This window comes from Granulicella sp. 5B5 (assembly GCF_014083945.1).
Lineage (GTDB): Bacteria > Acidobacteriota > Terriglobia > Terriglobales > Acidobacteriaceae > Granulicella.
On sequence record NZ_CP046444.1, the window covers coordinates 3,504,196 to 3,517,873 of the forward strand.

General features: G+C 62.9%; 13 protein-coding genes. 6 read left to right on the forward strand and 7 right to left on the reverse strand.

Going from position 1 to position 13,678, the window contains the following annotated elements; translation table 11 throughout:
- Positions 1-238: 238 nt before the first annotated feature.
- The 4 genes from GOB94_RS14800 to GOB94_RS14815 all read right to left on the reverse strand — a co-directional run bounded on the left by GOB94_RS14800 (position 239) and on the right by GOB94_RS14815 (position 4,207).
- Positions 239-943: an ABC transporter ATP-binding protein gene (locus GOB94_RS14800; protein ID WP_182276633.1), complete on the reverse strand. Its 705-nt coding sequence runs from the start codon at positions 941-943 to the stop codon at positions 239-241.
- Complete coding sequence (locus GOB94_RS14805) at positions 943-1,431, reverse strand: carboxymuconolactone decarboxylase family protein (RefSeq protein WP_182276634.1); 489 nt, start codon at positions 1,429-1,431, stop codon at positions 943-945. Before GOB94_RS14805 ends, GOB94_RS14800 begins: the two co-directional genes overlap by 1 nt.
- Before the next feature lie 60 nt (positions 1,432-1,491).
- On the reverse strand, positions 1,492-2,778 hold the full coding sequence (locus GOB94_RS14810) for an ABC transporter permease (protein ID WP_182276635.1): 1,287 nt from the start codon (positions 2,776-2,778) through the stop codon (positions 1,492-1,494).
- A gap of 421 nt (positions 2,779-3,199) precedes the next feature.
- A complete protein-coding gene (locus GOB94_RS14815) occupies positions 3,200-4,207 on the reverse strand; it encodes an NAD(P)-dependent alcohol dehydrogenase (protein ID WP_182276636.1) in 1,008 nt (335 codons plus the stop codon).
- A 487-nt stretch (positions 4,208-4,694) separates the two neighbouring features.
- On the opposite strand from GOB94_RS14815, the gene GOB94_RS14820 reads away from it, so the two are divergent.
- Complete coding sequence (locus tag GOB94_RS14820; RefSeq protein ID WP_255484021.1) at positions 4,695-5,834, forward strand: VWA domain-containing protein; 1,140 nt, start codon at positions 4,695-4,697, stop codon at positions 5,832-5,834.
- Positions 5,835-5,919: 85 nt separating this feature from the next.
- Here the strand turns inward: GOB94_RS14820 and GOB94_RS14825 are convergent, their stop codons facing one another.
- From GOB94_RS14825 to GOB94_RS14835, 3 genes are read right to left on the reverse strand one after another with little or no spacing between them, the layout of a single operon-like run.
- Complete coding sequence (locus GOB94_RS14825) at positions 5,920-6,441, reverse strand: DUF4149 domain-containing protein (protein WP_182276637.1); 522 nt, start codon at positions 6,439-6,441, stop codon at positions 5,920-5,922.
- A gap of 32 nt (positions 6,442-6,473) precedes the next feature.
- Entirely contained in the window at positions 6,474-7,751 is a 1,278-nt protein-coding gene (locus GOB94_RS14830) for a carboxypeptidase-like regulatory domain-containing protein (RefSeq protein WP_255484022.1), read from the reverse strand.
- Positions 7,752-7,806: 55 nt separating this feature from the next.
- On the reverse strand, positions 7,807-8,079 hold the full coding sequence (locus GOB94_RS14835) for a hypothetical protein (protein WP_182276638.1): 273 nt from the start codon (positions 8,077-8,079) through the stop codon (positions 7,807-7,809).
- A 269-nt stretch (positions 8,080-8,348) separates the two neighbouring features.
- Here GOB94_RS14835 and GOB94_RS14840 point away from each other — a divergent pair, with 269 nt between their 5' ends.
- From GOB94_RS14840 to GOB94_RS14860, 5 genes are all read left to right on the forward strand, one after another.
- Positions 8,349-9,548 (forward strand): TTC39/IML2 family protein, encoded by a 1,200-nt coding sequence (locus tag GOB94_RS14840; RefSeq protein WP_255484024.1) that lies wholly within the window; start codon positions 8,349-8,351, stop codon positions 9,546-9,548.
- Positions 9,549-9,626: 78 nt separating this feature from the next.
- On the forward strand, positions 9,627-9,986 hold the full coding sequence (locus GOB94_RS14845; RefSeq protein ID WP_182276639.1) for a PspC domain-containing protein: 360 nt from the start codon (positions 9,627-9,629) through the stop codon (positions 9,984-9,986).
- Positions 9,987-10,031: 45 nt separating this feature from the next.
- Positions 10,032-11,315: a diaminopimelate decarboxylase gene (gene lysA / locus GOB94_RS14850; protein ID WP_182276640.1), complete on the forward strand. Its 1,284-nt coding sequence runs from the start codon at positions 10,032-10,034 to the stop codon at positions 11,313-11,315.
- Positions 11,316-11,568: 253 nt separating this feature from the next.
- Entirely contained in the window at positions 11,569-12,729 is a 1,161-nt protein-coding gene (locus tag GOB94_RS14855; RefSeq protein ID WP_182276641.1) for a glutathione-independent formaldehyde dehydrogenase, read from the forward strand.
- Between the two features lie 164 nt (positions 12,730-12,893).
- The gene (locus GOB94_RS14860) at positions 12,894-13,634 is read left to right on the forward strand and encodes a YebC/PmpR family DNA-binding transcriptional regulator (RefSeq protein WP_182276642.1); all 741 of its coding nucleotides are present in this window, start codon (positions 12,894-12,896) and stop codon (positions 13,632-13,634) included.
- Positions 13,635-13,678: the final 44 nt, after the last annotated feature.

The window sequence follows — 13,678 nt, forward strand, 5'->3', positions numbered from 1 at the left end:
GGGGTACTACCTGGGTTGCTACAAGGGCGCGGTCTGCGAATGACGATTGCGTGGCCACCGTCGCGGTCGGTTGCGGCGGAGAGGACTGAAAGCCCTGCCTGGGGCGCGTGCGGCTCTCAGTGAGTTACTAGACAGTTTATTCGCAGTAGCCCCCGAAAGAAAGGGCTGCGCACACTGACAACCGCCGAAACAGGCCTTTCTGTGGGAAACGCGTCAGAAATCGCCCGGTTTGTTGACCCTACGCAGAAACCAGCTGACCGTTCTTCAAACGCAGGGTCCTATCGCATCGTGCTGCGAACTCCAGGTTGTGGGTGACCAGCACGCTGGCGAGGTGGTTGTCGCGGTGCAACGTCTGCAGAAGCTCGAAGACGCGCTCGGCGGTGGCGCCGTCGAGGTCGCCGGTGGGTTCGTCCGCCAGCAGGAGTTTGGGCTTGGCGATGAGAGCGCGAGCGATGGATAGCCGTTGCTGCTCGCCGCCGGAGAGCTCGCCGGAGCGGTTGTCGGCGCGCTCGGCCAGGCCGACGCGGGCGAGCCAGGCGGCGGCTTCAGCCAGTGCGGTGGGTTTTGCTACTCCTTGCGCGAGCAGAGGCATTGCGACGTTCTCTACCGCTGTGAACTCCGGTAGAAGGTAGTGGAACTGCCAGACGTAGCCCATCTTGCGGTTGCGGTAGGCTGCGGCTTCGCGCGGGGTGAGGTGTGTGACGTTGGTGCTGCCGCACCAGACTTCACCGGCGGTTGGCTTGTCGAGCGCGGCCAGCAAATGCAGCAGGGAGGACTTGCCTGCGCCGCTCTCGCCGACGATGGCGACCATCTCGCCTGCGGCGACCTCGAAGCTGAGGCTGCGGAAGAGCTGCAGCGCTGCGCCTCCGGCCTTCAGCGGCGCATAGGTCTTCTCCAGCGCGACCGCGCGCAGGACCGGAGGCTGTTGTGGGGTGGCTTGCATCAGGCGGTCGTCGTCTCAGTCTTCGTCTCTGCGGGAACGTGGCTCTTCGGCTCCTGCCATTCGGGCGCGAAGGCTACTCCGAGACGGTTCCAGGCGTTGATCTGGGCGATGGCGTGTGTGAGGTCAACGAGGTCCTTGTCCTGGAAGTACTCGTTCACAGCGGCGTATTCGGCATCCGAGGTCTCGTTGCCGTCGAGCTTCGTGAGGCGGTCGGTCCAGGCGAGTGCGGCGCGTTCGCGCGGGGTGAAGGCATCGGAGCTCTGCCAGTCGCGGGTCGCTTCGATGCGTGTCTGTGGCTCGTTGTGGTGCCTGAGGTCCGAGGTGTGCATGCCGATGCAGAAGTGGCAGCCGTTAACGATGGATGCGCGCAGCTTCACATACTCCAGCAGTACCGGCTCGAGCTGCGTGTCGAGACGGAGCGTCTTGCCGAGGTTGAGCATCGCCTCGTAGGTCTTGGGCGACAGTTTCGGATAGGACAGTCTTGCCATGGTTACCTCCAGCGTATTCGATGATGGGACATAAACGCAGGACTGCGAGTTACGTGAGCGCTATTCGTACCGCAGAGCCTCGGCGGGAAGGACGCTCGCTGCCGAGCTCGATGGGTAGAGCGTGGCCAGCAGCGCCATGCCCAGGGAGACGGCCGCGACGACCAGCGCGTCCACGATGCGCGGAGCGAAGGGCAGCGTGTCGATGGAGTAGACGCTCGCGTCCAGGTGGATGAAGTGGTAGTGCGAGCCGAGCACGCTGGCGACGTAGCCGATGACGAGTCCGAGCAATGTTCCGATGGCGGAGATGAGCAGGCCTTGCAGCAGGAAGATGCGGCGTATCTGCTCGGCGCTGACGCCGAAGCTCATCATCACGGCGATGTCGCGGGTCTTCTCCATCACCATCATGGTGAGCGCGATGAGGATGTTGAGTGCGGCGACGACGACGATCAGCGCCAGCACGATGAAGGTGACAACCTGTTCGAGCTTCATGGCGCGGAAGAGCTCGCGGTTCTGCTCCATCCAGTTGGTGGACTGGAAGCCGGGGCCTGCGGCCTGTTCGAGCGCCTTGCCGACCTCGCCTGCCTTGTAGAGGTCGTCGATGCGGAAGCTCATGACGCTGATGAGGTCAGGCTCGATGAAGAGCTTCTGCGCGTCGGCGAGGCGCATGAAGGCGTAGCTCGAGTCGTACTGGTAGAAGCCCGAGCTGAAGATGCCGGTGATTTGAAATCGCTGGTACTTGGGCACCAGGCCCAGGGGGGTGAGCTCGCCCTGCGGGCTGGTAACGAGGACCGAGTCACCGACCTGCGCGCCGAGTGTGCTGGCGAGGTCGCCGCCGATGACGATGGGCGGGATGGCGCCATCGCCCTCGCTGGCGGCGCCCTGCGGTACGAGCGGGGCGTAGGTGCCCTGGTGGACGCTCTGGAGCAGGTCGCCGACCTTGAGCTCGTCGGCGGGTACGATGCCCTTGATGAGGGCGCCGCCGGAGCGGGCGCCACGGGAGATGAGGACTTGTCCGTAGAGGCCGGGGGCGACGGCTTGCACGTGCGGGACGGTGGCGAGGCGGGCCATGAGGGGGCGCCAGTCGCGGATGCCGTCGCCGGCGACGCGGAGCAGCTCCACGTGGGCGGTCGCGCCGACGAGGCGGTCCTGCAGGTCGCGGCGCATGCCGTTGGTGACGGCGAGGGCAATGATCAGGGCAGCGACTCCGGCGGCCACGCCGACGACCGAGATGGCCGTGACCAGGCCGACGACCTTGTGGCCGCGGGCTGTTCTTCCTTTGCCGCGGGCGCTGGTCTCGCGGCGGCGGGCGCGGAGGTAGCGCGCGGCCATGAAGAGTTCGAATCGCATTCTGGTTTAACGGTACAGGACAGGGAGTAGGGAATCGGGAGTAGGGAATAGATTTGGGCTCCCCCCACCCCTCCCCTCCCGTACTTTTTGATTCAAAGTCTTGATTTGTTGCGGGTTGGGGGTGGACTTGTGAAGGTCATATCCCCGCCTGGGCTATGTGGGCGGTCAGGTCAGCAGACAGTGCTTGCCCTACTTCTATTCTAACGGATTCAGAGCCATGAATCGTTGATCCCATATCGTTTGGAATGAATGGTTTGCGCGATAAATGGCTTGACAGTCTCCGGGAGATTTATGCTGAGACTGAAGTCCCGCCCCTTCAAAACAGGACACTTGTTCAGAGCTTCCGTAACTGGAATGAACTCAACACCAACGGCCGGACTATTGCGTCCGGCCGTTGGTGTGGTGAGGCTCGCTGTCGCGTTTAGTTCTTGAGGACTGCGCGGTAGCGGACCTGGTTCTTCTTTACTTTGGCGATGGCCTGGTTGCAGTCCTTCATGGCGAAGCTCTCTGTGATGGCCTTGATGCCGTGGCGGGCGGCGATGTCGAGCATCTCGTGCAGGTCGCTGGGGCTGCCGGTGGGGCTGCCTGCGACGGCCTTCTGGCCTGCGAGCAGGCTGAACGCCGAGATCTGTATGGGCGAGGGTGAAGCGCCAAGAACAACCAGCGTGCCCTTGGGACGCAGCGCGCCGATGAAGCCCTGGAAGTCCTGGTCGGCCGAGACGGTGGAAAGGATCAGGTCGAAGCTGCCTGCGACCTTCTTCAGGGCGCCGGTATCCCGTGTGTTGACAAAGTGATGCGCGCCGAGCGACTTGGCCTCTTCAGCCTTGTCGGCGCTTGTGGAAAAGGCTGTGACTTCGCTGCCGAAGGCGTGTGCAAACTGGACGCCCATGTGGCCGAGGCCGCCGATGCCGACCACGCCGACGCGTGAGGACGGACGGGCGAGCCAGTTGCGCAACGGGCTGTAGACGGTGATGCCGCCACAGAGCAGAGGAGCGACGTTTTCGCTTTCGAGTACTTCCGGGACCGGGACGGCGAAGCGTGCGTTGACACGGATGGAGCCCGCATAGCCTCCGTTGCGGCCTACGCAGGTGGGCTGTGCCTTGGCACAGAGATGTTCGTCGCCCTTGCGGCACCACTCGCAGATGCCGCAGCTATCGGCCTGCCAGCCGATGCCGACGCGGTCGCCGACCTTGCGGTCCTGCACGCCTGAGCCGACAGCGGTGATCTTGCCGACGATCTCGTGGCCCGGGATGAAGGGGTACTTGCTGATGCCCCAGTCGTTATCGATTAGGTGGACGTCGGAGTAACAGACGCCGCAGTGCGTGATCTTGACCTCGACCTCGTTGGGCGGCAGCTCCTCGACCTTGTATTTGTATGCCGACAGTTCGGCCCCAGCCGCGTGCGCGGCCCATCCATGAATCTCTGACATTGAAGTAATTTCCCCTGTCGCTAACCCTCGCAAGTGTACTGAGGCCCGGGTGCGTACTTTAAGCTTACAACAGGAGAAACGAGGGAGGCAGGGGGTGGATTGTCCCCCGCAAAATGCGGCAGGATACGCTGCAGCAGAGGTGGGTTTTTCCACTCAAAATTGATGCAGGAGTTCGGCGAGTTGTGCGATAATTTGGTTGCGCCACTGGTCGGGACGACCCCCACCGGTTGCATCCCTTGATAGGTGGCGCGATTTGAGAGCAAAGGGCTCGCTGGCACCCCCCGGCGGCCCTTTGTGCTTAACGACAGTGAGTCGGGAACAGGGAGTTGGGAGTAGGGGAGGTGGCCAATTGAGTATCCGTGACAGCGTGGATCGTTGGGGCGGAGTCGAGCCGGTACATCTGCGTTGAACCCCGCATCCGCGTGGTTGCGTCTATCGTGTTAAGCACAGAGCACGAGAGCAAGCAGGCCATGTTGGAGTTGCAGTTATGTTGAAGCATGGAATTCTTCCGTTGACGATGGCGTTGTCGCTGAGTGTGTGCGCATGGTCGCAGACGCCCACTCCTCAGACACCCGCACAAACGCCGACACAGACGACGAGTCCCGACGATGCCGGTCCGCAGGGAACCGGGCTGGGGCTGGACCTGCCGAAGAAGAAGGAAGAGGCGCCTCCGCCGCCCGCTCCTGCGGAGGACAAGACGGCGAACCCGGGGGGTACGCCCTACTCGCTGCGCGTGGATGTGCCGATTGTGAACCTGGATGTGAGCGTGCTGCTGGATAAGAACCACCAGTTCGTGCCGGGGCTGAAGGAGAACAACTTCCTGGTGGTGGAGGACGGTGTGGAGCAGCAGGTGACGAGCGTGCGCACGACCAAGGTGCCGATCACCGCGGTGATGCTGCTGGAGTTCGCCTCGACCTCATGGCCGTTTCTGCAGGACATGGAGAACGCGTCGGCGAGCTTCTTCCGCACGCTGCAGCCGGACGATTACATCGCCGTCGAGACGTACGACATGCGCACGCACATCCTGTGCGACTTTACGAACAACAAGGACGTGATCCGCGAGGCGCTGCAGTCGATGGTGATCCCGGGCTTCAGCGAGACGAACGAGTTCGACGCGCTGTACGAGACGCTGGACCGGCTGAGCCGCGTGGAGGGGCGCAAGTACATCATCCTGGTCTCCTCAGGCCGCGACACGATGAGCCGGCTGACGCTGGACAAGATGCTGGCGAAGATCAAGGCGACGCCCGATGTGACGATCTTTACGATCAGCACGGGCGGCTTTGTGCGTGAGCTGCGCGGCGACAACGGTCTCCGTGGGATCAGCTACCTGCAGGCCGACAATGAGATGCAGACCTTCGCGAACATGACGGGCGGGATGCACTTCAAGCCGGTCTTCCAGGGCGAGCTGCCGGACATCTTCGGGCAGATTAATGAGAGCATCCGCAACCAATATGTGCTGACCTACAGGCCGACGAACAAGGCGAATGATGGCAGCTATCGCAAGGTGAAGGTGTACCTGGTGGACAATGAAGGCAAGCCGCTGAGGATGCAGGATGAGAAGGGCAAGCCGGTGAAGTACTCGATTGTGGCGCGCGATGGGTATCGCGCGAAGCTGCCGGTGGAGTAGCGGGCAGAGGAGTAGGGAATAGAGAGTAGAGAGTAGAGAAAACAAAGGCCACGGTTGATGACCGTGGCCTTGTTCTGATATCCGGTTACTGTTCTTTGATTTTCCCTTGCATTGAGCTGAGTGCGAGCACGACAAGGCCGCAGAGCAGCACTGCGCCTTCAACCTTGGTGGAGACGTTGTGCAGGCGGTCGAAGTCGGCGTGGGCAGGGGCGTCCTTGGGGGTGGCGTCGACTTCGGCGCCGCTGTACTGGCTGGCGAGCTGCTGGCGGTCGCGCTCCATGGCAGGGATGACGCCGAGCTGTGAGTAGGCTGTGAGGCCCAGCATGATGACGACGAGGATGAGCTCGACGGCGCGGACCTTGGCGCGGTCTCCGAGTGCTAACAGCATCACGGTGAGCAGCAGGTAGAGGAAGCCTGCGTAGGTGCCGAGCGTGTGCAGCGCCAGCAACGTGCCGCGGACGACGATGCCCGCCTCATGCGTGCTGGGCAGGTTGCCGAAGGCCACCGCAGCCACCACGACGAAGAAGACTAGTGCCCCGACCCACAGCGCAATGCAGTACAGCCGAAGGATGCGGGCGATGGTGGCTAGGGTCTTCTTCATCTTCATGGGAGTGGCTCCTTATGAGCAGGTACAGCAGGTCACGCGCTCTTCTTCAATGCGCGGGCGAGGATGAGTTCGAGCGCCGACTTGGCCTGTGCGTAGTCGGCGTCGGAGATCTTGCCCTGCAGCTTGTCGGTTTCGAGGGAGAACATCTCCTCCTTGAGCACGGTGAGCAGCTGCGAGGCGTGGGCCTGTGGGGAACTGACGGGAGCTGGCGTTGCGGGAGTCCCGAGTGCAACGGCTCCGTCCGTAGCGGTAGGCTTCTTGAGCAGGAAGCCTGCGGCGATGGCCAGCAGCACGGCGAGACCGGAGAGAATCCACCACTTGTACTTACCCCACGGATCGCGGTTGTTGTTGGGGTCGAGTGGGTTGTCGAGGCCCTTGCCCGGCGCGGTCTCGTCGGTGGCGGGGGTGTCTGCGCCCTGTGCCTGCTGGCCGCTGGCGCTGCCCTGCGCGGTGTCCTGCGAGTCGCGCGGGAGCTCACCCCTGCCGGAGAGTGTGAAGCCCAGCGCGGAGCCGGGGGCGACGCTGCGGGCGACGAAGGTCTGCGCGTTCACATCGTCGTTCACCGGGCTGTAGGGCGAGCCGGAGGCAGGGGTGAAGGTCATCGCCTTGGGCATCATCACGGCGACGGTGTCAGTGGCGTTGGTCACGCGCGGGTCGATCTTGAACGAGCCGCTGTAGGGGACGTGGTAGCTGACCTGGAAGCGGGTTTCGCCCGGGCGGATGGGGAAGAGGAAGGTGTACTTGCCCTTTTCAGCCAGCGGCACCGGCGCGGCCTGCACGGGCATGCCGCCGGGAGCGAGCGCGGCGGAGCCTTCGACAACCGCGCCTTCGGGTAGGTAGAAGTCGAAGGGCTCGTTGGAGAACTGCGTCATGGGCGGCTTGGAGTCGTTCTTGATGAAAAAGTTCTCCACGACTTTGAGGCTGCTGCCGGAGGGATCGGTCTGCAGGCGCATCACAACGGCCTCGGTGGAGACGCCCTTGACACTGGCGGCGGCGTTGTAGACGTCGACGTCAATGGTGCTGGTGCCGGGCTGCGCGGGCTGGAAGTAGTTGGCCTTGTCGTGCGTCACGCGGACGAGGTGCAGACCGTCGTCGGGGACTTCGAGGGTGTAGTGGCCGCGGGCGTCGGTGGTGGTGTGCGTGGACTCCTGCATGCCGGCGGCGAGACGGATGAGGGTGACGGTGTCGCCGCCAGAGGGCTTGCCGGTGGTCTTGTTGGTGACCGTGCCGGTGATGTTGGCCGCGGCAAAGGCGGGCACAGTGAGCGCGAGAAGGGCGAGCGGGCGGAGAGTCTTCAGGAGTGCTTGCACACTTCAAGAATACTGCACGGGCTGTTGAGGGGCTTTGCGCGGCTGCCGATAAGCGCTACGCGCCGAGGGCGTCCATCTCGGAGACGACGCGGGCGGCCTCGTTTTCGAGCGATTCGCGCTGGCGGGCGTAGTCGTCCTCGGGGTACTTGCCGGCGCGGAACTCGAAGTTCAGGTCGCGAAGGTTTTCGTAGATCGCGTCCTTGCGCTCACGCAGGTAGTCCAGCCGGGTCTTTTCGGTGGGACGGGCCAGCTTCTGCTGCGGCCAGAGGATATAGGCAAAGCAGCCAAGGGTCAGTAGAGCGGGAGGCAAAATCGTCTGGAGATCCATCGATCGGAGTTCCTCGGGAACAACTGGTCTTGAATAGGCGTAGCCGTGATCCGGTGAAGATTTGGGAAGCGCCTGGGGCGCAAACCGCGTCCAACGGACAAGGCTGTCAAACCGCCCCTATGATTGTAGCGAGGTTTGTTCCATATTTCACATACCTCTTCAGGGGCAGGGCGTTTTCTGCATAGACTGGTTTCGATTCAAGGGCGAGAACGAGGGAGGTTCGATTGCTGCGGTCCGTTCGGGTTGGCTGGGTAAGTGATTGGAAAGGCTTGGTTTGCACGGTACTGGTGGCGCTGCTGGTAGGCGTTCCGGTGGCTGCCGAGGCGCAGGCGAACCAGCATACGGTGCCGCTCAATCTCGATCCCGAGGTCCGCCAGGGCTTCGACCACTTCTACAACCTGGACTACGACGGGGCCTACCGCATCTTTACCGACGTCGCGCAGAAGCACCCCAACGACCCGATGGCGTGGAACTACATCCTGTTCACGGTCATCTTCCGCGAGCTCTATCACCAGGATCTGCTGGACACCACCTACTATGCGCACAACAGCTTTCTGGCGACTAAGCGCGATGTGAATGTGCTGCCGGCGACGCGGCAGGAGATCGAGAGCCTGACGAACAAGGTCGTCGGCATGACGGACGCGGTGCTCAGCAAAAACCCGAACGACAAGAACGCACTGTTTGAGCGTGGCTACGCGAAGGGGATGCACGGCGCGTTCGTTGTGCTGGCAGACCATGCCTACGCGATGGGGGCGCGGCAGGGCTACGCGGCGCGCAACGACAGCGAGGCGGTGCTGAAGCTCGACCCGCAGTACGCGGACGCTTACATGGCGGTGGGCATCCAGCAGTTTGCGGTGGCGAGCCTGCCGACGTGGGTGCGGCTGATTGTGGGGATTATGGGCGTGGGCGGCAACCGCGAGAAGGGGCTGCAGATGTTGCGCTACTCGGCTGCGCATGGCGTGGTGACGAGTGTGGAGTCTCGCACGGCGCTGGGGCTGTTTCTGCGCCACGACGGCCGCTACGCCGAGGCGCTGGTGGTGGAGCGCGCGCTGGCGAAGGACTTTCCGCATGACTATCTGTTTCAGCTGGAGGTCGCGAACCTGACCAAGGACGAGGGCCAGGGGCTGCAGGCGATCGCGCTGTACAAGCAGGTGATTGCGGACGCGGAGAAGCCCGGCTACTTTGTGGACGTGCGGCTGCAGATGGCGTGGTTCGGGCTGGCGGACACGGAGCGCGGTTACAACATCCTGAAGGATGCGGCTTATGGCTACGAGCAGGCCGCCACGCAGCCCAACTGCAGCGACTGGCTGCGCAAGCGGGCGTGGCTCGCAGCCGGGCAGACGGAGGACCTGCTGCACGACCGCCAGAAGGCAATCGCGGACTACAGGCAGGTGCTAAAGCCCGGTGGCGACCAGACGCAGGCGGGGGCTGCGCGGGGGTATATCGAGAAGCCGTACACAGGCAAGTGAAACGGCTCGACAGGGATTCCTATCTGGAACCGTCCTCTATCGGTTTGCGTATCACTTCCTGTACTGAGGAGGTTCAAGATGATCTGCTCCAACTGCAACAGTGAGATTCAACCGGGCGCGCGGTTCTGCAGCGCCTGTGGTGTGCGGCTGACGCCGGCGTGGGTTCCGCCCAGTGAGGCGGCGGCGCGCGAAGGGCTCTTTCGGCCGCGCAATGGCCGCATGGTCGGCGGCGTGTGCGCCGGTTTTGCGCAGCGTTATGGACTGGATGTGACGCTGGTCCGCATCATTCTGGTGCTGGCGGTGGTCTTTGGCTGCGGCGCGCCGATTGTGGCGTACCTGATCGCGTGGGCTGTGATGCCGAACGAGCCGTTCTCGTTTACGACGCAACCGATTGTGACGCCGCCGCCGGTGGCGCCGACCGATCAGCCGCAGGTTTGAGCGCTGCGGAGAACTTTGAAGGGGTGTGGCGGATAGAATGAATGGGTGAGTCCCAGTTCATCCCCACGCCCCTTTGTTTATGTGCAGGACCGCCTTGTGTGCTCCGGCGTCGACGTGACCGCGCTGGCTGAGCAGTATGGCACGCCGCTGTATGTGTACTCGGCTGATGCCATCCGCGAGCGCGCGACGATGCTGCAGCAGGCCTTTGCCGCCGCTGCTCCCAGGCTGAATACGACGCTGTGCTATGCCGTGAAGGCGAACTCGTCGCTGGCGATTTTGAAGATGCTGGGCGAGGCCGGTTGTGGCTTCGATATTGTCTCCGGCGGTGAGTTGGAGCGCGTGAAGCGTGCCGCGCCGCAGTCCGTGGGCAAGGTGGTGTTTTCCGGTGTCGGCAAGCAGGCGTGGGAGATGGATGCCGCGCTACAGGCGGGTATCCTGCTCTTCAACGTGGAGAGCGAGGCCGAGCTCGAGCTGTTGAGCGAGCGTGCCGTGGCATTGAACAAGACCGCACGCATCGCGTTGCGCGTGAACCCCGATGTGTTCGCCGAGACGCATCCGTATATCTCCACTGGGTTGAGCGCGCACAAGTTTGGGATTGCGATTGCGCGGGCGCGGGCGGTGTATCAGCGTGCGGCGTCGTTGCCGGGGCTGAAGCCCGAGGGCGTCAGTGTGCACATCGGCTCGCAGATTCGTGCCGTCGAGCCCTTTGGGCAGGCGCTGGCGCGGGTGCGGTCGCTGGTGGAGGAACTGCGCAGCGATGGCATCGCCATCCACTATGTCGATGCGGGCGGCGGCTTCGGTATCGAATACGGCGAAGGCGCGTTCGATCCGGCGGCGAGTGTCGCGAGCTATGCGAAGGAGCTTGCGGCGGTGATGCAGGGGCTCGACGCACAGCTGCTGCTGGAGCCGGGGCGGTTTCTGGTGGCGCAGGCAGGGGCGCTGGTTACGCGCGTGCTCTATACCAAGCAGAACGGCGACAAGCATTTTGTGATTACCGATGCCGCGATGAACGATCTGATTCGTCCGGCGCTGTACCAGGCGCACCATGAGATTTGGCCTGTCGTGAAGTCGGACCGCGCGCCGCAGAAGGCGGACATCGTCGGCCCGGTGTGCGAGTCGGGCGACTTCTTTGCGCGGGACCGGCTCCTGCCGGAACTTGAGGCAGGTGATTTAGCCGCTCTGCTCGATGCGGGCGCCTATGGCATGACGCTGGCCTCGCACTACAACACGCGTGTACATCCGGCGGAGGTGCTGGTCGAAGGGGGCGCGGCACGTCTGGTGCGGCGGCGCGAGACGCTCGATGAGCTGATGGCGGCGGAGATCCTGTAGAACAATTACCCGAGCTTTGCGGGATGAAAGCGGTTTGCACGGAGGGCGCAAACGCAGCCGAGGAACATGGCATCGTACTAAATGGCTGTTTGAGCGGGCCTGGAAGTGCGCTTCAGGCCTGACGCCACGGTACGACCGGGGGCCTCCTGGCTCGATGTATCAGGTCCATACAACAACCATCTACGCAACACGCGAGGCACGATCCCATTTTTGTGGGTTGGTGGCCGGTCGCGGTCGAATGAAGGGGAATGTTATGAAGGCATTGGTTTATCACGGACCGAAAAAGGTAACGGTGGATACCGTTCCCGACGCCAAAATCGAGAAGATGACAGACGTTGTGATCAAGCTGACCACCACAAATATCTGCGGCTCCGATCTCCATATGTATGAAGGCCGCACAGACGTGAAGAAAGGCAAGGTACTTGGGCACGAAAATCTGGGCGAGGTGGTTGAGGCCGGCCAGGCCGTCGACAGTGTGAAGGTCGGCGACAAGGTTGTGCTGCCATTCAACGTAGCGTGCGGATTCTGCGCCAACTGCGAGCGCGGGCTCACGGGCTACTGTCTTACCTGTGCCGATCCCTCGGTCATGCCGGGTATGGCTGGCGCTGCATATGGCTTTGCGGGCATGGGGCCATACAACGGTGGGCAGGCGGAGTATCTGCGGGTGCCGTATGCGGACTTCAACTGCCTGCATCTGCCCGAGGACGCGGACGAGAAGGAGAAGGACTATGTAATGCTGTCGGACATTTTTCCGACAGGCTGGCACTCGACGCGGCTGGCCGGTTTGGAGCCGGGGCAGTCGATCGTGATCTATGGTGCCGGGCCGGTCGGATTGATGGCAACGATGTCGGCGCGCATCCAGGGAGCGTCGCAGATCTTTGTGGTCGACGGTAAACCGGACCGGCTGGCGCTGGCAAAGAAACTGGGTGCCACCCCGATCGATACGCTGGAGGGCGATATCGGCGATCGGATTCGCGAGATGACCGGCGGGCTCGGCGCAGATTGCGGCGCGGAGTGCATTGGCTACCAGTGTCACAACGCGGACGGCAAGGAAGTGCCGAATCTGGTGATGAACTCGCTGGTGGATGCGGTGAAGGCGACAGGCCAGATCGGCGTCATTGGCGTATTCGTGCCAAAGGACCCCGGCGCGGAAGACAAGCTGGAGAAGAAGGGCCAGATAGCCTTCGACTTCGGCAAATTCTGGTTCAAGGGGCAGAAGATGGGCACCGGGCAATGCAATGTAAAAGCGTACAACCGGCGTCTGCGCGACCTGATTCATCATGGGCTGGCGAAGCCGTCGGTGATCATCTCGCATGAGCTGCCGCTGGAGCGCGCGCCGGAAGCGTACAAACACTTCGACAACCGGGACGAGGGCTGGACGAAGGTGATCCTGCACCCACACGCTGCGGCATAGAGCGACGTGGCAGAGGGCCGGTGGCGCAAGGTGACGCCGTCGGCCTTCGTGCTTTCCAGAGGGGCCTGCGTGCTACACTTTTACCCGATGCAGTTGTGCGACGGGTGCTGATTTCAGGCACTTTCCGCGATCTGCCGATTCCAAAGCAGCAGAGGTTTTACCCCATGTCCGGCCACTCAAAATGGGCAACAATTAAGCATAAGAAGGGCGCGCTGGACGCCAAGCGCGGCAAGATCTTTACTCGCCTGATCAAGGAAATCACCATTGCGGCCAAGGGCGGCGGTGGCGACCCGGACGGCAACCCGCGCCTGCGCACGGCCATCGCCGCAGCGAAGGCGGAGAACATGCCCGCGGACAACATCAAGCGCGCCATCCAGAAGGGCACCGGCGAGCTTGAGGGCGCGAGCTACGAAGAGATTCGCTATGAGGGCTACGGCCCCGGCGGTGTCGCGATCATCGTCGACGTTCTGACGGACAACAAGAACCGCGCGGCGAGCGAAATCCGCCACGCGTTTTCGAAGCAGGGCGGCAATCTGGGAGCTCCTGGATCGGTGGCCCACATGTTCTCGAAGAAGGGCCTGATCGTGGTGGAGAAGAGCGCGGCCAGCGAGGACAAGCTGACCGAGATCGTGCTCGATGCCGGTGCCGAGGACCTGAGCGACGAGGGCGAGGTGTGGGAGATTACGACCGCGCCGAACGACTTCAACGCGGTGCTCGATGCCGTGAAGGCCGCGAAGATCGAGACGGTGCAGGCCGAGGTGACGATGATCGCCTCAACCTACACCAAGCTGGAAGGCGCGCCGGCAGCACAGATGATGCGACTGCTGGATGCCATCGATGACCTCGACGACACGCAGAATGTGTACTCGAACTTCGATATGGATGAGGCTTCGGTACCGGCGTAAAGCAGATTCGAGATACTAGATTCGAGATGCGAAAGCCGCCATTC